Below are 17,951 nucleotides of genomic sequence, written 5' to 3'. Positions count from 1 at the left end.
GCGCGACGCCGGCCGGGCCGCAGGACGCGACGCCGGCCGGGCCGCAGGACGCGACGCCGGCCGGGCCGCAGGACGCGACGCCGGCCGGGCCGCAGGGCGCGACGCCGGCCGGGCCGCAGGGCGCGACGCCGGCCGGGCCGCGGAGGACGAGCCCTGTCCGGGTGGCGACCGTCTTCACGGTCGACGGCGGGAAAGTCACTGCCGCCCTGCGCTATCCGGACCTCGGGGCCGCCCTGGCGAAGGCCCGCGAACTGGCGGACGACGAGTGAGCGGGCCGGGGCAGGTGCTGTTCGGGTTTGTGCGGCACTGGGCGCGCCGCACGGAGCAAGGGCGGCTGGTGCTGGTCACCGAGGCTGTGCACGCGCTGGAACGGCGCGGGATCGCGGCCACGGTCAATGCGGTGGCGGGGGAGATCGGGATCGATCAGAGTGGCGCCTCGCGGCTGGTCAAGGAAGCCACGGCGGCCGGCTATCTGGCGGGGGCCGGTCATGAAGACGGGCGGCGGCGGCCCGTGATCGTCACTGTGGACGGTCAGGTCATGCTCGGACAGGCCCATGAGTGGCAGGAGCAGGTATTCGAGCGGCTCACCGAGGGCTGGACCGAGACACGGCGGCGGGAGTTTCAGAGGGCCATGACCGAGCTGATGGAACGGTCGTACGCCACCGGGCCGTGACCCGGCACCACGGCCGGAGGTCGCGCTACGGCCTTTCGGAGCGCTGGGGTCGCGAGGAACCGCGCGATCGGATGGACGAGGCGTACGGTCAAAGGCATGCCTCGACAGGTCCTGGCCACCGGGCGCCGGCACCGCCGTGTTCACGGCAAAAGCGCGCAGGACATGGCGGCGGAGGTGTCGCAGCCCACCAATGGCGGATGACTGCGTGCATGTGACGGCCCGATGGGTCGATCATTGGGCCATGCAGAGTTTCGACGTGGTGGTAGTGGGGGCCGGGCCCGGCGGCGAGGTCGCGGCGGGGCGGCTGGCCGAGGCGGGCCTCAGCGTGGCGATCGTGGAAGGGGACCATGTCGGCGGTGAGTGCTCGTTCTACGCGTGCATCCCGTCGAAGGCTCTCCTGCGGCCGGGTGATCTGCTCGAGGAGGCGCGTCACGTGCCGGGGGTGGCCGAGGCGGTGACCGGCGAGCTGGACGTGGCGGCGGTGCTTCGGCGGCGCGATGAGCTGATCAACAACGAGGACGACGGCTCGCAGGTGCCGTGGCTGACCGACCGCGGCATCACGCTGGTGCGCGGCTGGGGCCGGCTGACGGGGGAGAAGCAGGTCGCGGTCGGTGACGAGGTCCTCGAAGCGCGCAAGGCCGTCATCCTGGCCGGTGGCACCCGGGCCGCGATCCCGGACGTCGAGGGGCTGGCCGAGGCGAACCCGTGGACCAACCGCGAGGCGACCACGGCCAAGGAGATCCCGGCCTCGCTGGTCATCGTGGGCGCGGGCGTGGTCGGCTCGGAGATGGCCCAGGCGTACACGTCGCTCGGCTCGCGCGTCACGCTGATCGCCGGGCGGGGACTGCTGACCCGCGAGGAGGACTTCGCCGGCGAGCAGGTCGAGGCCCGCCTGACCGAGCAGGGCGTGGACGTGCGCAAGGGGCAGCGCCCGAAGGCTGTGCGGCGCGACGCGGACGGCGTGACCGTGACGCTGGGCGACGGCAGCACCGTGCGGGCCGACGAGATTCTGATCGCCACCGGGCGTACGCCGCAATCGGTTGATCTGGGTCTGGAAGCCGTCGGCGTCAAGGCGGACGGCTATGTCGAGGTCGACCGGCACATGCGCGTGCCCGGGCAGGACTGGCTCTATGTGATCGGCGACCTCAACGGGCGGGCCCTGTTCACGCACATGGCCAAATATCAGGCCGCCGTCGCGTCGGGCGAGATCCTCGGCAAGCCCATCGCCACCGACCACCTCGCCGACGGACCCGGCGCCCCGCGCGTCATCTTCACGTCGCCTCAGGTCGCCGCGGTCGGGCACACCACAGCCAGCGCGCAGGCGGCCGGGTTGCCGGTGCGGGTCATCGATGTCCCCACCGACGGCAACGCGGGCGGCTCCTACTCGGGCGGCACGGTCGGCACTACCCGGTTCCTGGTCGACGAGGCCCGCGGCGTGCTCGTCGGCGTCACCATCACCGGCACCCAGGTCGCCGACTTCCTGCAGGCCGCCACCATCGCCATCGTCGGCGAGATCCCGGTCAGCCGCCTGCGCCACGCCGTTCCGTCGTTCCCCACCCGCTCCGAAGTGTGGCTCTACTTCTTCAACAACCTCGGAATCTAGACGTACGCCCAGACGGCTCGATCAACCGCACCACGGCCGCCCCCGCGGCGCCTCGCGGCCGCCGTTTCCCGGCCGGCCATAGCGCGGGCTGCGGCCGTGGTGCATGGCTCAGTACTGCCCGGACGGTCCCCGATAGAGCTCGCCGTCCGGGTAGGGCCACGGGTTCTGCTCGCACCCGTGCAGGCCGAGCGTCTGCTGCAACATGACCGGCCCAAGCTCGCCCCGCCCCGGGCACAGCTCGTGACCGTGGCCGAGCCGATGACCGACCTCGTGGTTGACCATGTACTGCCGGTAGCCCTTCAGGTTGTTCCGGTAATCCGGAACGCCCCCGGCCCAGCGGGCCACGTTGAGCACGACCTTGGCCCCGTTGCGGCAGGACGTGTAGCCGTCCGAGGCGTCCGCGCACAACTCCCCGCGGGTGCCCGGCGTGGCCAGATAGAGCGTGAAGTCCGACTTCTGCCCCGGACCGACCCGCCGGAAGCGCCACTGGCCGCCGCCCGTCCACCCGCGGGGGTCGCCCAGCGTCGCCCCGGCCGCCGCGGCGAACCCCGCCACCGAGACGCCCTTGATGTCGCGCTCGACCACCACGCGGTATCGCATCAGCCGCCCGCGCGTGCCCACCGTCTCACCGCTCGCCGGAGCCACGATCCACCGCCCGCCGCCCTGCCGCGGATACGTGATCCGCACAGGCTTCGGAGGCGGCGGCGCCGGCTTCGTCGCGGGCGCTGTTGTCGCGGGCGGCGTCGGCTCCACGATCGGAGACGGGGTCGCCGCGGCGGTGCTGCAGCCGGCCAGCACCCCGGCCGTGAGCACCGTCGTCAGCCATCGCGTCAAATGCGTCGTCATGCCATCCCCTCCGATCGACATGACGTGCCGACCGGTGAGCCCGCGTTGCGTGGTGACGGATAGGTCACATTTCCGGCTCAGCGGCCGAGGTGGGCGTACGCGGCCCAGCGAGCCGGCGCCGCGGGGTAGCGGTCCCGGAGTTGTCTGGCCGCCTCGTTCAGGGCGGCCGCGGCCCGCCCGGCGTCCGGTGGCGTGCCGGTACGCCCGTAGAAGAGCCGCGCCGTCTCGGCCGCGGTGCCGTCGGTCACCCGCCACAGCGTGCCGATCACGTGCGGGAACCCGGCGACGTGAAACGCCGTGCCCAGGTGGATGACCTCGGCCGCGGCCACCTCGCTGCTCAGCACGGTCTCGCAGGCCGACAGGAACACCAGCTCGCCGTGCGGGGCCCGGTCGGCCAGCAGATCCCGTACGGTCAGCGGCCCGTCGTCCAGGTGCAGCGCGCTGTCGGCCGGGGTGGCCGGATAGCTCGTCGCATGGCAGGCGACGTGCAGCCATCGGCTGGTGCGCAGGGCCGCCCGGACCCGGTCGCGGGTGGCGTCCCCGGCCGGGATGCCCTGGGCGCCGGGCAGGTCCCCGAGCAGCCGGTCCACTTCGGCGGCGACTCCCGTGAGCGACCCCCGGCCCCCGCTTGCGCCCACGACGACCAGCGGCGCGCCGCCGCCACGCGACGAGGTGCGCAGCAGCGAGCGCACGGTCGGCGCGTACGAGGAAACGGTCTGGTCGAGCACGGCCGCGTGCAGCGGCAGCGCGGCGAGCCGGCCGGTGGGGATCCACCACACCCGACGGGCCGGGCCGAGGTGGGCCAGCACCGGGGCGGCCAGCGTGCGCGCCAGCCAATCCAGCACGTCCCGCAACGGCTGCTGGGCCTCGCGGGTGGCCTCCGGGTCGGCCGGGCTCAGCTCGGCGAACGGCAGGGCGTCCAGGAACTGGGTGACCCGGTCGTGCACGGCCTCCGGGGTCAGGCCGGGCAGCGCGACGGCCGCGACGCCGTCGCCGGTGAGCACGAGCGCATGGCTCCCGAACCGGCTGACGTTCACGGTAACCACCGGGCCGCCGGCCGCCGCGGGAAGCAGCCCGGCGACCGTCACGGGGGCCAGGAAACCCGCGCAGCCCGGCAGTCGGCGGATCTCGTCCACCGTGCCGTCCCAGGCCTTGACCAGGGCCCGGCGCCGGTCGGCGACGCCCGGATCGGTCTCGTGGCCGGGGCCGGCGGCGGCCAGTTCGTCGCCGATCCGGCCCAGCTCCGCCAGCAGGGCGGGCCCTCGGTCCGGGGCCGCGTCCACGACCTCGCCGAAGTCGCCGCGCGCCTCCAGAGCCCGCCCGATGAGCAGGCCACGCCCGCGTTCCAGCAGCTCGAGCCCGCGGCCGGGCGATCCGGCGCGGATCGCGGCGGCGGCCGCGTCGGAGGCCAGGCCGGACCAGCGGGCGACCTCGCGCAAATGGTCGTCCGGCGGCAGATGACGACCGGCCAGGCGGGGCAGCAGATCCACGGCCTGCTCGTACGCGTCGGCGGCGACCGCCCACCACCCGGCGTCGGCGGCCGTGCCGGCCAGCACGTGCGCCGTTTTGAGCCGTGCCTCGGTGGACAACGCCTCCTCGTCGGTGGTCCGGCGCAACTGCTCGGCGGCCGCGGCCAGATCCGCTTCGCGGCCGGTGTCTTTCCAGCGCAGCGCCAGGGTCATGCCCAGCACCGAGCGGTGGGTGGCCCGATGCGCGGGCTGACTTTCGGGGATCTCGGCCACGAGGGCCTGCAACTGCTCGATCAGCTCGTCGCGGATGTGTGCCTCCGGCACGGCGGTGAACCGGCCGGTCAGCGCGTCGACCAGATCCTCCAGCAGCTCGGTGCGCCCCGGGCCCGGTTCCGCGGCGGCCCGGGCCTGTCGCAGCCAGGCGATCTCCGCGTCGGCCTCCCGGGCCAGCTCGGGATCGGGATGCGTGTGCGCCCGGCGCCGCGCGGCCAGGAGACCGTATCCCTGGTTGAAGAGCCGCTTGAGTACGCCCCGCGGACGAGGGTCCTCCGCGGCCTCACGCTGACTCAGGTGCCGGCGCAGCAGCCAGGCGGTGGCGGCGTCCTCGGAACCACCGGTCAGCTCCGCGCGCAGTCGCAGGGCCCGCTCGACCGTACGGGCACTGGGACGGGCCACCGGCGGGCCGTCACCCGCCGAGACGCGGGTGCCCAGCTCGATGGCCTCGTCGAGGTCGCTGCGGTGCCGCCCGGACTCGAACCGCCGCAGCAACAGGGTGGACAGCCGGGTCAGGAGTTCGTCGCGCACATGGACGGCGGTCGCGGCCCGCAGCGCGATGCGCAGCGCGGAGACGGCCGCGTCGAGATCGTCCTCCGTCCCGGCCCGGTCGCGCTCGGCCCGGCGGCCCAGCGCCGTGCCCAGCAGCGCATAGACCACGACCCGCTGCTCCCGGTCGCACCCGGCCGCCGTGGCGCCCTCCAGCACTTCGATCGCCAGGTCGAGCGGGGGCACGGAACCCTCGGCGTCGTAGCGGGCGATGTGCCGGGACGCGACGCCGATGAGGGCCTCGAGGCACTCCCGGTGCGTCTCGCCGCCCGGCGTGGCCCGGCCCGCCGCCCGGCTCAGAGCCCGGGCCAGCACCTGCGGGCCGGTCCCGGCGAATGGTGTGCGCAGCAGAAACGCGGCAGCGTGCACGGCGAACCCGAGATCGGGCTCGGCCTCGGCCAGGTCCAAGGCCCGCGCCTGAGCCGTCACCGCCTCGCGCGCGTTGGTGACGTCGTGCGGCCGTGACCGGAAGATGCCCTGCGCGGCCTGCGCCAGGTTCGCCCACAGCGGATATTGCCCGGGGCCCTCGGGTGTGGCCTCGATGACCGCGCGGTACAGGGCTTTCGCCCGGTCGAGGTCGTCGGCCGCGCCGGGCTGCCCGAGCTGCCCGAAGGCCCGCATCTTCAGGACGAAGGCCAACGTCTCCCGGACCTGGGCGGCCACCTGCGGGTACAACCCGCGCGACACCGCCGCCGACCCGAGCACTTCGATGATCTCGTCCACCCGGGACGGCGGGAGCTCGTCGGCGAAGTCGTCGAGCAGCCGCGACACGGACCCGTGCAGGGCCGCCACCGCGGCATTGATTTCCTCGACCGGGTCCGGCGCGGGTGCCATGGCCGTGAGTATCACAGAGCGGTGCGAGCGCTCTGCGACAATCAGAGCCATGGATACCCAGGGTCCGCCCGCCCGCCCCGCGCCACCCGAGCCCGGCCACGGCGACGTCCGCGGCGGCGGCGAGTTGCTGCTCGGCCTGCTCACCGGCTCGGCGCTCGCCCCGTTCGTCCAGGCGCTGGCCACCAAGGCCGGTGAAGACCTGTACGAGAGGATCCGCGCCCTGCTCGGCCGCCGCCGGTCCGCCGAACCGGCGCCAGACCCGCAGGCGCCGGTCGTGCTGGCCGACCCCGCCGCCCGGATCGTCTTGCGGGTGCCGGACACCCGGCCGGGCCGCCCCGCCGCCGGGCTCGCGGCCGTCCGCGTCCCACCCGGCGCCGGTGACGAGTGGGTGCTGGTCGAATACGCCCCCGACGCGGGAACGTGGACCGCCCAGGTGATCAGCGGGCCGCCCCAGGAAGCGATCGAGGTCGGACGCGGCGACGAGGGACGTCCGGCCTGACGGTCAGTCCGGCCCGGGTTCGAGGAGCAATCGCGGCCACTCGGCCAGATCGGTCAGCATCTGCCGGTCGTGGGTGGCTATGACGACCGCGGCCGGGGCGGTGTCCAGGGCCGCGGTCAGCTCGTCGACCAGGGTGGCCGACAGGTGGTTGGTGGGCTCGTCGAGGAGCAGCACGTCGGGCCGGCCGGCGAGCAGTTCCTCCAGGTGCCTCCGGCGGTGCTGGCCCGGCGACATGCGGGCCTCGGCCGTGAACACCTCCTGCGCGAGGTAGCCGATCTTCGCCCCGGAGAGCGGCCGCACGTCACCGGTGGCGGGGGACAGCACACCGGCGAGGACGGCCAGCAGCGTGGACTTGCCCGCGCCGTTGGGACCGGTCACGAGCAGGCGGTCTCCGCCGCCGAGACGCAGACCCACCGGCGTACGCAGGCGGCCGGGCACGGTCAGGTCGTGCGCGTCGAGCAGCGGCACGCCCGGGCGGGTGCCGGCCGGCGGCCACCGCAGCGGCACGGGCGGCCGGGGCAGCGTGATCCGGTGCGCCTCCAGGGCGTCCTGCCGGCGTTTGATCGCCTGCACGATGCCCGGCGCCCGGCTCTGCCGCTTGTGCCGGCCGGTGCCCTTGTCGGGACGCCAGCCCGTGCTCAGCCGTCCGCGGGCCTCCTCGACCGCGCCGGCCAGCCTCTGATGCTCGGCGACCTGGGCGTCGTACTCCTGCTGCCACTGTTCCCGCTCCCGCCGCCGGCCCTCCTGCCAGCCGGGGTAGCCGCCCGCGTACGCGCGGGGCCGGCCGTCCGGGGCCGGATCGAGGTCGAGGAACTCCTGGGCGACGTCCCGCAGCAGCGCCCGGTCGTGGGTGACGACCAGGACCCCGCCGGGGTGCTGCCGCAGCCGCCCGGTCAGGAACGCAAGCCCGGCCTCGTCGAGGTGGTTGGTCGGCTCGTCCAGCAGCAGCAGATCGTGATGCCCGCCGAGCACACACGCCAGCCGTACGCGGTAGCGCTGCCCGACCGACAGCGTGTCGAGCCGCCGGTTCCGGTCGGTGCACGCGCCCAGCGCCTCCAGGGCCACGTCGACGCGCCGTTCGGCGTCCCAGGCGTCCAGTCGCGTCGCCTGCTCGACGGCGGCGGCGTAGCGGTCCGGGTCCGCCTCGACGTCCTCGAGGGCCGCGTCGAGCTCCCGCAGCGCGGCGAGGGACGGCCGGATCGCCTCCGCGACCAGGGTGCCGACGGTTTCGCCGTCGTCGGCGGGCAGGGCCTGCTCGGCCACGCCGATCGAACCCGCACGGTGCACGGCGCCCTGATCGGGCTCGCTCAGCCCGGCCAGCACGTGCAGCAAGGTCGTCTTGCCGCTGCCGTTCGGCCCGACGACCGCCAGGCGCGAGCGGGCCGACACGGTGACGTCGACGCCGTCGAGGACGACATGCTCACCCCGCACGACTCGCAGGGCCTCGGCGCGTACGTGGGCATGGGTCTTTTCGAGAATGTTCACTGATCTGCTCTCGGCTCGTCTGGGAGCCGGGCAGCGCGATGATGCACCGCCCGGACAGGAACGCCAGGACGGCGGTGCAGAAGCGAGGGATGTGAGCTGCAGCCGCCGTCAGCGGCCGGAGCGCAACCTCATCGAGGCGATACCGGTGAACATGCGAGCCAGATTAGCCGACGCCGGCGGGCGCCCGCCTCCGATTAATCGCGCGGCAACGGTACGGTCCGGGCGTGAGATACGCCCGTCGATGGTTGCCCGCCCTGCTCGCACTGGCCGCAGTGGTCACCGGCGGCGTGCTGCTGGCCCGTTTCCCGGCCGCCGAACACGTGGTGGTCGACGGGGTGCCGCTCGACGTGCGGCGGCCCGAGGGGCCCGGCCGCGGCCCCGGTGTCGTGGTGGCGCACGGGTTCGCGGGCTCGGCCCGGCTGATGGCCCAGTTCGGCGACACGCTCGTCGCCCGCGGCTACACGGTGGTGCTGCCCGACCTCGACGGGCACGGCGCCAGCACGCGGTCGCCGGTCGACCTGCAGCACGACCTGGACGTTGCGGTGACCCACCTGCGCGGCCTGCCGGGCGTCGACCCGTCGCGGATCGCGCTGATCGGCCACTCGATGGGCGCGACCGCCGTGACGACCTACGCGGCCGCGCATCCGGCGATCGCGGCGACGGTGGCCATCTCGCTGCCGGACTCCGACGCCGTCACCGCCGACCGGCCCGGCCACCTGCTGATGCTGGTCGGGCAGTTCGAGTTCGCCGGCTTCCACGAGACGGCGTCACGCGCGCTCGCCGGGGCGCCCGCCGACCGCCGCGTCGTGACCGTCTCCGGCGTCGAGCACATCTCCATCCTGTACGCGTCCCGCACGCACCGCCTGACTGCCGACTGGCTCGACTCGGTGTTCGGGCGCACGTCGCCGTCGTCCCCCTTGCCGTCCCCGGCCCGGCGTCTCGGCTCCGCCGGTGTGCTGCTGCTGGGCCTGCTCCTCGGTTTCGCCCCGCTGACGCGCCTGCTGCTCGGCACAGCTCCGCGCGGGCCCAGCGCCCGCGACCGCTCCCTCCCGGCCGCCGCCGACCACGACCGCTCCCTCCCGGCCGCCGCCGACCACGACCGCTCCCTCCCGGCCGCCGCCGACCACGACCGCCCCCTCCCGGCCGCCGCCGACCACGACCGCCCCCTCCCGGCCGCCGCCGACCACGACCGGCGGCGACCGGCCGGACCGGCCCGGATCGCCATCGTGGCTGCGATCGCGGCCTTTCCGGCCGTCGTTGTGGCGCCGTTCCTGCCGACGACGCGGCTCGAACTCGGCGGCTACGCGGCCGGCTTCGCCGCGGTGATGGGCCTGGCGATCCTCGTCTACGTCCGCGCCTCCTCGCCCCGCGGCGGGTTGCGGTCGCTGGCGGCGGCCCTGCTCCTGATCCCGTACGCGGCCGCGGCCATCTCCGTCCCGCTGCACCTTGGGTTCACCCATGCCGTCCCGGCCGGCTCCCGCTGGTGGCTGCTGCTCCTGGTGTGGTTGGGATTCGCCGTCCTGGCCTACGCCTCGGATCGCCTGACCCGCGGCCGTGTTCGAGGAAACCAGCCTGGCGTCACGGTCCCGAGCCGGGCCGACTTGGAGGCCGCCGTCGTCGTCCCCGGCCGGGATGGTTCGGAGGCCGCCGCCGTTGTCCCGGGCGGGGATGGTTCGGAAGCCGGCTCCGTTGTCCCGGGCCGGGATGGTTCGGACACCGACGCGACGGTCCGGGGCCCGGCCGGGCCGGACGCGCGCCCGGACCGGCTCCCGGGCGGCACCCCCGGCCGCGAACTGATCGTCTCGGTGATGGCGGTGGCCGCCCTGACCGGCGCGGCCGTGCTCGGGCTGGCATCCGGCTTTCTGCTGCTGGTCGTGCCGCTGCTGGCCGCGCTCATGCTGATCCAGGCAGCCCTGTCCGCGGTGCTGCGCGCCTCGGAGGCGCCGCCGTGGCTGATCGCCCTGACCGGCTCGATCCTGGTCGCCTGGCCCATCGCCACCACGCTGCCGACCGCGATCTGAGGCCGAGCCCGGCGAAACCTAGGAAGCCCGCAGCATGGTCCAGTCGGCGCGGGTGGTGAAGCCGAGCCGTTCGAAGAACGGCACGGTCTCCTCGCCCGCGTGCAGGTATGCCGTGTGCGCTCCGGCCATGGCGCCCCGCCGCAGGATCGCCTCGGTCAGCACCCGCGCATAGCCCTGGCGGCGGAACGCCGGAATCGTGCCGACGTTGGCCACCCCGATGTGTCCGTCGGCCAGGACGCCCGCCCCGACCGCCACGGGGGTCCCGTTGCGGGTCTCGGCGACGTACGCGCCGATCCGCGGGTTCGCCAGCACCTCGGCGGTGTAGACGTCGGAGACGGACGAGGGCTCGACCCCGAAGGAGCGGGCCGCCACGTCGGCGAACGTCTCGTATTCGTCGCTGGCCAGACGGCGGATCAGCGCCAGGTCGTCGGGCACCGAGCCGGTCGAGCCGCGGCGGTCCAGCTCGACGACCATGAAGATCGGCTGCTCGGTGCACCCGAGCCCGGTGGTGGCGGGCCGCGGGCCCGGCCGGCTGCGCAGATGGGAGCGGCGGCGCGACGAGGTGAGCAGAGCGAGGGCGGCCTGATAGGCGCGCGCCGACGATTCGGTCGAGTTGCGGTGCATGAGGGGCCTTCGGATGGTTCGAGAACGTCCTACATCGCGGGAAGGCTATCTCGTGTGCGGCCGCTTTGCCCCGCCTGAGAGCCCCGTGACGACCACCACGCCGGACTCGGCCCAACTCTCCTCTCACGAGAGAGTAGGGTCACCGGGTTGCCCATTTTGATTGAAGGGGAGAGCGGATGTCTTCAGCGGTCGAGGCCGTGCGCCTGCGCAAGCCGGACTGGCTGGCCTCCCCGCGCGTGCTGCGCACCGAGGTGCTGGCCGGCCTGGTCGTGGCGCTCGCGCTGATCCCCGAGGCGATCTCGTTCTCGATCCTGGCCGGCGTCGACCCCAGGATCGGCCTGTTCGCGTCGTTCACGATGGCCGTGACCATCGCGTTCACCGGCGGCCGGCCTGCGATGATCTCGGCCGCGACCGGGGCGATCGCGCTGGTCGTCGCCCCGCTGGTCCGCGACCACGGGCTCGGCCATCTGGTCGCCGCGGTCATCCTGGGCGGCGTCCTGCAGGTGGTTCTGGCCGTCGCCGGGGTGGCCCGGCTGATGCGTTTCATCCCGCGCAGCGTGATGGTCGGGTTCGTCAACGCGCTGGCCATCCTGATCTTCACCGCGCAGCTCCCGCACCTCATCGGCGTGCCGTGGCTGGTCTATCCGCTGGTCGCGGTCGCGCTGGCGATCATGTGGTTCCTGCCCCGGGTGACCACGGCCGTGCCCGCGCCGCTCGTCGCGATCTTCCTGCTCACCGCGTTCACCGCGATCGCGCACATCGCCGTCCCCACGGTCGGTGACGAAGGCAGGCTTCCCGACAGCCTGCCCGTGCCCGGCCTGCCCGACGTGCCCTTCACCCTCGGCACCTTGACGACCATTGCCCCGTACGCCCTGGGAATCGCTCTTGTCGGTCTGATGGAATCGCTGATGACCGCCAAGCTCGTCGACGACATCACCGACACCCGCTCGGACAAGACCCGCGAATCGTGGGGGCAGGGCGTCGCCAACATCGTGACCGGGTTCTTCGGCGGCATGGGCGGCTGCGCGATGATCGGCCAGACGATGATCAACGTGAAGGCGTCGGGCGCGCGTACCCGCCTGTCCACGTTTCTGGCCGGGGTGTTTCTGCTGATCCTGGTCGTGGCCCTGGGCGACGTGGTGGCGACGATCCCGATGGCCGCGCTCGTCGCCGTGATGGTGATCGTGTCGGTCGGCACGTTCGACTGGCACAGCGTCGCGCCGTCGACCCTCAGGCGCATGCCCGCCGGCGAGATCGTCGTGATGGTCGTGACCGTGGCGGGCACGCTGGTCACGCACAACCTGGCCGTCGGAGTGGTGCTCGGCGTGCTCACCGCGATGGTCGTCTTCGCCCGCCGGGTCGCGCACCTGGCCGAGGTGACCGGCGTGCTGATGCCCGACGGCGAGACGCGCGTCTACCGCGTGCACGGCGAGTTGTTCTTCGCGTCCAGCAACGACCTGGTCTACCAGTTCGACTACGCGGGCGATCCGGGGCACGTGGTCATCGACCTGGGTGCGGCGCATATCTGGGACGCGTCCTCGGTGGCCGCCCTGGACGCGATCACCACCAAGTACGCGGCCCGCGGCAAGCGCGTCGAGATCACCGGCCTGAACGAGGCGAGCGCGCGCTTCCACGCGAACCTGGCCGGCAAGCTGGGCCCCGGGCATTGATGGGGCAGACTGATCCGATGACCGCAGGGCGCATGCAGATCGGCGAGGCGGCCGACCGCGTCGGACTGAGCATCCGCACCATCCGCCACTACGAGGAAGCCGGCCTGGTCGTCCCGTCCGCCCGCAGCGACGGCGGTTTCCGGCTCTACACCGAGCCCGACCTCGACCGCCTGCGCGTCGTCAAACGCATGAAGCCGCTCGGTTTCACCCTCGAGGAGATGCGCGACCTGCTGCAGATCCTGGACGCGCTCACGGTCGCGACCGGCGCCGAACGCGCGCGCCTGCAGGACCGGCTGGCCATGTTCCACACGGCCGCCCAGAACCGGGTCCAGGCGCTGCGCGACCAGCTGGACATGGCCGAGGGCTTCGCCCGGCAGATCCAGGACCACATCGCCCAGCACAGCTGAGCCCCGCGGTCGCACAACGCGTCCGTATCGATGTGCCTAACTCCTTCGGGTAGGCGACAAAACGCTCCCCAGCCGCGAGTGTGGAGAGTGACCCGTCGGCTACTTCGAGTGAGGCACCTGTGAGCGTCACGGAGGAGACTGTCCTTCCGGAACTGCGCAACGCCTGGTGGGAGCACGGGGTCCGGAGGCGCGCGGAAACCGGGGTGTTCGGCGTCTTCGCCGAGCTGCCGCAGTTCGTCCGGCAGGCGGTGGCCGTCGCCTGGCGGGCCGACAAGGTCCGTACCTCTCTGGTCGGACTGGCCACGCTCGTGGCCGGCACGATGGCCACGTTCGGGTTGCTCTCGACCCAACGCGTGCTGGTCGAACTGTTCGCCGCCGGCCCGACCCCGGACCGCGTCGAGGCGGCCCTGCCCGCGCTGGCGGTGCTGGCCGCGGTGACCGCCGTACGCGGTGGTCTGGGCATCGCCGTCGGCTACGCGCAGAACGGGCTGACCCCGCGCGTCAACCAGGAGGCCGAGCGGCGCCTGTTCGAGACGACCACCGCCGTACGGCTGGACGCCTTCGACGCCGATGCCTTCGCCGACGACATGGAGCGGGCCACCCGGGGCAGCGACGCCGCGAACGGGCTCGTGTCGGACACCACCAACCTGCTCGCCGGCGTCGTCGGCCTGGCCGCGGTGGCCGTCGCGGTCGTCGTGATCAACCCGTGGCTGCTGCTCGCGCTGCTCGTGTCGACGCTGCCCAACGGGTACGCCGCCCTGCGCGCCGGCCATCTGCGCTACGCCAACTTCCTGGCCGGGTCGGTGCGCCGGCGGCGGCTGTTCGTGCTCGAACGGCAGATGGCCGAACGGGAATCGGCGCCGGAGCTGCGCACGTACGGGCTGCGCCGGTTTCTGCTCGGGCAGTACGACATGGTCATGGGCGCACAGACCACCGAGGAGCTCAAGCTGGCGCGGCGGGTGACCACGACCATGAGCGTCGGCGCGGTGATCAGCGGGATCGGGCTGGGTGGCGTCTGGGTGCTGCTCGGGCTGCTGCTGGCCGGCGGCCACATCCCGCTGTCGGCCGCGGTCACCTGCGTGGTCGCCGTGCAGGCCGCGCAACGGTCGCTCACCACGGTCACCATGCAGCTCGACCACATGTTCACCGACGGGCAGTTCTTCAAGGAGTACGTGGGCTTCCTGGAACGCGCCCGCCAGTACATCCCGGCCGACGAGGACGGCGGACGGCCCAAGCCGACGGCCCTGCGCCGCCTCGACATCCGCGGGGCCAGCCTGCGCTACCCCGACCGGGACACGCTCGCCGTCGACGACGTCACGATCAGCATCGAGGCCGGGCAGACGGTCGCGTTCGTGGGCGAGAACGGCTCGGGCAAGTCGACGCTGGCCGCGATGATCGCCGCGCTGCGGTCACCGAACGAGGGCGCGGTCGAGTGGAACGGCCGCCCGCTGGCCGAGTGGGACAGCAACGGGCTGCGGGCCCGCATCGCCGTCGTGCTGCAGGAGCATCACAAGTGGCCGTACACGGCGGCCACCAACATCGCGATGGGCGACCTGGACACCGAGGCCGAGCAGACGCGCATCGAGACGGCCGCGCGGAAGGCGGCCGCGCACGAGACGATCCTGGCGCTGCCGCACGGCTACCGGACCCTGCTCGACCGGACGTTCAAGGAGGGGCACGACCTGTCCGGCGGGCAGTGGCAGCGGATCACGGCCGCGCGCGGCTTCTATCGCGACGCCGACCTGCTCATCATGGATGAGCCGTCGTCGGCCCTGGACCCGCGCGCGGAGGACGCGCTGTTCCAGGCGATCCGCGGCCGCCAGGGCCGGCACACCACGATCCTGATCACCCACCGGCTGGCCAACGTCATCCACGCCGACCAGATCTTCGTCCTGCACGAGGGTGCGCTGGTCGAGCGGGGCAGCCACGCCGAGCTGATGGCCGCCGACGGCCGGTACGCGGGCCTGTTCCGCATCCAGGCCGCCGGCTACCAGCCCGGCCGGCCCCCGCCACCAAGAGCGCGGCGGGGGCCGGCCGGAGCGGCGGTCAGCTCTTGAGCCAGGCCAGGATGTCCTCGTCGAGCTTGTCCTGGTAGTCGCCCTGGATGCCGTGCGGGGCGCCCTCGTAGACCTTGAGCGTGCCGTCCTGGACCAGCTTGATCGACTTGAGGGCGGCGCCGGCGATCGGCACGATCTGGTCGTCGTCGCCCTGCGCGATGAGGATCGGCACGGTCAGCGCGCGCAGGTCCCCGGTGAAGTCGGTCTCCGAGAAGGCCTTCACACAGTCGTACGCGGCGGCCAGGTTGACCAGCATGCCCTGGCGCCAGAAGTCGTCCTTGTCGCCCTGCGAGACGGCCCGGCCGTGGTTGGCGCCGAAGAAGCTCTCCGACAGGTCCTTCCAGAACTGCGAGCGGTCCTTGAGCACGTTCGCGCGGATGTCGTCGAACACCTCGATGGGCAGGCCGTCCGGGTTGCTGTCCGACTTGACCATGACCGGCGGGACGGCGCCCGCGGTGACGATCCGGGCCACCCGGCCCTGCGCCTGCCCGTATTGCGCGGCGTAGCGGACGACCTCGCCGCCGCCGGTCGAGTGCCCGATCAGGACGACGTCGCGCAGGTCCAGCGCCTCAATGACGGCGGCCAGATCCTTCGCGTACGTGTCCATGTCGTTGCCGTAGTAGGTCTTCTCCGACCGGCCGTGCCCGCGGCGGTCGTGCGCGATCGTCCGGTAGCCGGCGTCGGCGAACCTCTTCAGCTCGACCTGCCACGCGTCCGAGCTGAGCGGCCAGCCGTGGCTCAGCACGATCGGCTGACCCGAGCCCTGCTCGGTGTAGTAGATCTCGACTCCGTCGGGGGTGGTGATGTACGGCATTGCTGGTCTCTTTTCGTTCCGCCCGAAGGCGACGATGTGGATGACCAGCGCAGTGCCCGGCGGCCCGGGAACGCGAACGCGTTTGCACCGCTGCTCACACTTCCGCCGGGAAACGTTTTAGCAGCTCAGCGTGGGGGCTGACCGCCACTCCCGGGTAGGGATAACCCCCACCCGGGAGTGCGAGCGTCACTGCTGGGTGTCGCCGGCCCCGGTGCGCTTCTGCGCCTCGTCCTGAGCCCGGTCCACCTGCGAGGAGTACTTGTCGCCGGTGCGCTGGTCGACCTGGTCGCCCGCCTTCTCCAGGCCCTGGTCGACCTGCTCGTCGTGCTTGTCGGCGAAGTCCTTGGCCTTGTCCATGAATCCCATGACGTGCTCCCTCTCACTCGAGTCAACACCCCATGGCTTCCCTGGGTGAGCCACCGGAAACAAATCGGCGGGAGGCCCGGACGTCACCCCGCGGTCATGGGATAGAGGGCCAGCGGCACATGATGCTGGCCCGCGTGGATGTCGCGGTCCCGCAGGCTGCCCTGGGAGACGGGCCGCGGGAACGAGATCTTGACGACGTTCAGGGCCGGAATCCGGAAGATCTGGACTGTGCCGGCGGGCACGCCGTAGAGCCGCGCGATGACCGGCGCGTCCAGAAAGGCGGGGTCGGCGACCAGCGCGTAGCCGGCCGCGTCGCGCATGAACAACTCCATCGTCACCCAGAACGGGCCGGCGTTCTTGGACCGAACCTCCAGCGCCAGGTCGGCGATCGTCCGGGTGTCAGTCATCGAGGGCCTCCGGCCGGTTGATGCGGAACAGGCTGGTCGGGGAGTCCACGTCGACCACGTGGTTGAGCACGAACTCGTACACGGCCCCGCGTTCGGTCTCGGCCGGTGAGGTCGCGAAGGCCAGGCTGGGCAGGTACGCCATGTCCGGCGTGGGCAGGTGCAGCATCAGCGGGTTGGCCACCTTGGCCACCGCGGTCGCCGTCCGCTGGTCGGCGGCGTGCACGAGCAGCATGGCCCCGACCTCGCGCGGGGGACTGCGGTCGGGTTCGAGCTCGTCGAGGACCGCGTTGTGGCCGTACAGGCGCAGGTCGAAGTCGTAGTCGCCCTCACCCAGCCCCAGCGTGCGCGCGACCCACTCGCCGATCGTCTTGCGCATCAGCGCGGCCCACGTGTCGATCTGGCCGAGGATGTGCGGATCACGGATCGCCGTGAACGACATCGTCTCGTAGCCGGTGATCCGCGCGCCCTCCAGCTTGATCGTGTGCTGAGCGGCCGGTTCGAACCGGGAGCCTTCCACCCGTACGCGGCGGTCGTCGAGCGCCCGGTAGGTCGCGTCGGACACTACGATCGTCCCCGCGGGCTCGCGCATCGAGAACGGGTTGACCGTTTCGTAGAGCATGTGCGCGGCCACCGACGCCGGCGTGCAGGCGTTGCCCGGGTCGAGCGGTTCGATGGTGAAACCGGCGGAGTCGATCGTCGCCAGCACCCCGCCCGCGCGCGGATCGGTCGTGCACTGCCCGCCACACTCGACGATCTTCGCCGCGTGCCAGGCCGGTCCGGCCGGCAGGCCCCGCATCAGCGGGTACGCCGCGGCGATCGCGGTGTCGGTCGCCCGACCGGCCAGCACCACGTCGGCGCCGGCCGCGAGAGCCTCGACGATCGGCTCGTGCCCCATCATGCCGACGATGTGCGTGCAGCTCTCGAGGGTGGCCGGGTCGAGGTCGCGGGCCGGCGGCAACGGGTGGATCCGGGCCGCGGCCAGGTCGGACGCCCGCTGCTCGCTGTAGATCGTCGCGATCCGCAGATCGAGGCCCTCGGCGGCGAGGATCTCGCGGGCGATCCCGGCCACCCAGTCGACGCCGGAGTCGGTGCCGCTGGTCCCGCACGAGCCGATGATCAGCGGAATCCGCGCGGACGCGGCCGCCCGCAACAGCATCCGCAGATCCCGGGCGACCGCCGCCGCCGCGGTCTTGGCCGTGCCCGAGCCCAGGTAGTACGGCCCCGAGTCGGTCGACCCCCCGTCCACGGCGATCACGTCGGCCCCCAGTTCGAGCCCGCGGGTCACAGTCGCCTCGGCGAACCCGGCGCCGAGCATCCCGGTCGGCGTGAGGACACGTACCTCGTTCATGACTTG

At 73.0% G+C, this 17,951-nt stretch carries 15 protein-coding genes and 1 pseudogene; 8 read left to right on the top strand and 8 right to left on the bottom strand.

The window, feature by feature from the left end; genetic code table 11:
* From ACZ3I4_RS31915 to ACZ3I4_RS31905, 3 genes and pseudogenes are all read left to right on the top strand, one after another.
* A pseudogene (locus ACZ3I4_RS31915) lies at window positions 1–269 on the top strand (hypothetical protein); the annotation flags it as partial.
* Window positions 266–673 (top strand): MarR family winged helix-turn-helix transcriptional regulator, encoded by a 408-nt coding sequence (locus tag ACZ3I4_RS31910; protein WP_465385757.1) that lies wholly within the window; start codon window positions 266–268, stop codon window positions 671–673. The pseudogene ACZ3I4_RS31915 and the gene ACZ3I4_RS31910, both read left to right, overlap by 4 nt.
* Before the next feature lie 241 nt (window positions 674–914).
* Entirely contained in the window at window positions 915–2,276 is a 1,362-nt protein-coding gene (locus ACZ3I4_RS31905) for a dihydrolipoyl dehydrogenase family protein (protein ID WP_465385756.1), read from the top strand.
* A 108-nt stretch (window positions 2,277–2,384) separates the two neighbouring features.
* On the opposite strand, the gene ACZ3I4_RS31900 is transcribed toward ACZ3I4_RS31905, so the two are convergent.
* Both ACZ3I4_RS31900 and ACZ3I4_RS31895 read right to left on the bottom strand, forming a co-directional pair.
* Window positions 2,385–3,122: a DUF3152 domain-containing protein gene (locus ACZ3I4_RS31900; protein ID WP_465385755.1), complete on the bottom strand. Its 738-nt coding sequence runs from the start codon at window positions 3,120–3,122 to the stop codon at window positions 2,385–2,387.
* A 77-nt stretch (window positions 3,123–3,199) separates the two neighbouring features.
* Window positions 3,200–6,247, bottom strand: coding sequence for a CHAT domain-containing protein (locus tag ACZ3I4_RS31895; protein WP_465385754.1), 3,048 nt, complete (start codon window positions 6,245–6,247; stop codon window positions 3,200–3,202).
* A gap of 49 nt (window positions 6,248–6,296) precedes the next feature.
* Between ACZ3I4_RS31895 and ACZ3I4_RS31890 the strand changes: the two genes are divergently transcribed.
* On the top strand, window positions 6,297–6,746 hold the full coding sequence (locus ACZ3I4_RS31890) for a hypothetical protein (RefSeq protein ID WP_465385753.1): 450 nt from the start codon (window positions 6,297–6,299) through the stop codon (window positions 6,744–6,746).
* Between the two features lie 3 nt (window positions 6,747–6,749).
* Here the strand turns inward: ACZ3I4_RS31890 and ACZ3I4_RS31885 are convergent, their stop codons facing one another.
* The gene (locus tag ACZ3I4_RS31885) at window positions 6,750–8,231 is read right to left on the bottom strand and encodes an ATP-binding cassette domain-containing protein (RefSeq protein ID WP_465385752.1); all 1,482 of its coding nucleotides are present in this window, start codon (window positions 8,229–8,231) and stop codon (window positions 6,750–6,752) included.
* A 224-nt stretch (window positions 8,232–8,455) separates the two neighbouring features.
* On the opposite strand from ACZ3I4_RS31885, the gene ACZ3I4_RS31880 reads away from it, so the two are divergent.
* Entirely contained in the window at window positions 8,456–10,252 is a 1,797-nt protein-coding gene (locus tag ACZ3I4_RS31880) for an alpha/beta hydrolase (RefSeq protein ID WP_465385751.1), read from the top strand.
* Between the two features lie 18 nt (window positions 10,253–10,270).
* Here the strand turns inward: ACZ3I4_RS31880 and ACZ3I4_RS31875 are convergent, their stop codons facing one another.
* A complete protein-coding gene (locus tag ACZ3I4_RS31875; protein ID WP_465385750.1) occupies window positions 10,271–10,876 on the bottom strand; it encodes a GNAT family N-acetyltransferase in 606 nt (201 codons plus the stop codon).
* Between the two features lie 176 nt (window positions 10,877–11,052).
* Here ACZ3I4_RS31875 and ACZ3I4_RS31870 point away from each other — a divergent pair, with 176 nt between their 5' ends.
* From ACZ3I4_RS31870 to ACZ3I4_RS31860, 3 genes are all read left to right on the top strand, one after another.
* Entirely contained in the window at window positions 11,053–12,546 is a 1,494-nt protein-coding gene (locus tag ACZ3I4_RS31870; RefSeq protein ID WP_465385749.1) for a SulP family inorganic anion transporter, read from the top strand.
* 17 nt (window positions 12,547–12,563) lie between these two features.
* Window positions 12,564–12,953 carry a MerR family transcriptional regulator gene (locus ACZ3I4_RS31865; RefSeq protein WP_465385748.1) on the top strand — a complete coding sequence of 130 codons (390 nt, stop codon included), beginning with the start codon at window positions 12,564–12,566 and terminating at the stop codon, window positions 12,951–12,953.
* A gap of 119 nt (window positions 12,954–13,072) precedes the next feature.
* Complete coding sequence (locus ACZ3I4_RS31860) at window positions 13,073–15,010, top strand: ABC transporter ATP-binding protein (protein ID WP_465385747.1); 1,938 nt, start codon at window positions 13,073–13,075, stop codon at window positions 15,008–15,010.
* Here ACZ3I4_RS31860 and ACZ3I4_RS31855 read toward each other — a convergent pair.
* The 4 genes from ACZ3I4_RS31855 to ACZ3I4_RS31840 all read right to left on the bottom strand — a co-directional run bounded on the left by ACZ3I4_RS31855 (window position 15,000) and on the right by ACZ3I4_RS31840 (window position 17,945).
* Entirely contained in the window at window positions 15,000–15,824 is an 825-nt protein-coding gene (locus ACZ3I4_RS31855) for an alpha/beta fold hydrolase (RefSeq protein ID WP_465385746.1), read from the bottom strand. The genes ACZ3I4_RS31860 and ACZ3I4_RS31855 overlap by 11 nt on opposite strands.
* A 186-nt stretch (window positions 15,825–16,010) precedes the next feature.
* Window positions 16,011–16,190, bottom strand: a complete 180-nt coding sequence (locus ACZ3I4_RS31850; RefSeq protein WP_465385745.1) for an antitoxin — start codon at window positions 16,188–16,190, stop codon at window positions 16,011–16,013.
* 83 nt (window positions 16,191–16,273) lie between these two features.
* Window positions 16,274–16,597 (bottom strand): DUF4387 domain-containing protein, encoded by a 324-nt coding sequence (locus ACZ3I4_RS31845; RefSeq protein WP_465385744.1) that lies wholly within the window; start codon window positions 16,595–16,597, stop codon window positions 16,274–16,276.
* Window positions 16,590–17,945 carry an acyclic terpene utilization AtuA family protein gene (locus tag ACZ3I4_RS31840; RefSeq protein ID WP_465385743.1) on the bottom strand — a complete coding sequence of 452 codons (1,356 nt, stop codon included), beginning with the start codon at window positions 17,943–17,945 and terminating at the stop codon, window positions 16,590–16,592. The genes ACZ3I4_RS31845 and ACZ3I4_RS31840 overlap by 8 nt, the downstream gene beginning before the upstream one ends.
* Window positions 17,946–17,951: the final 6 nt, after the last annotated feature.

Source organism: Actinoplanes sp. NPDC021490, from assembly GCF_055562135.1.
This window is presented reverse-complemented; position numbering and strand designations above follow the sequence as displayed.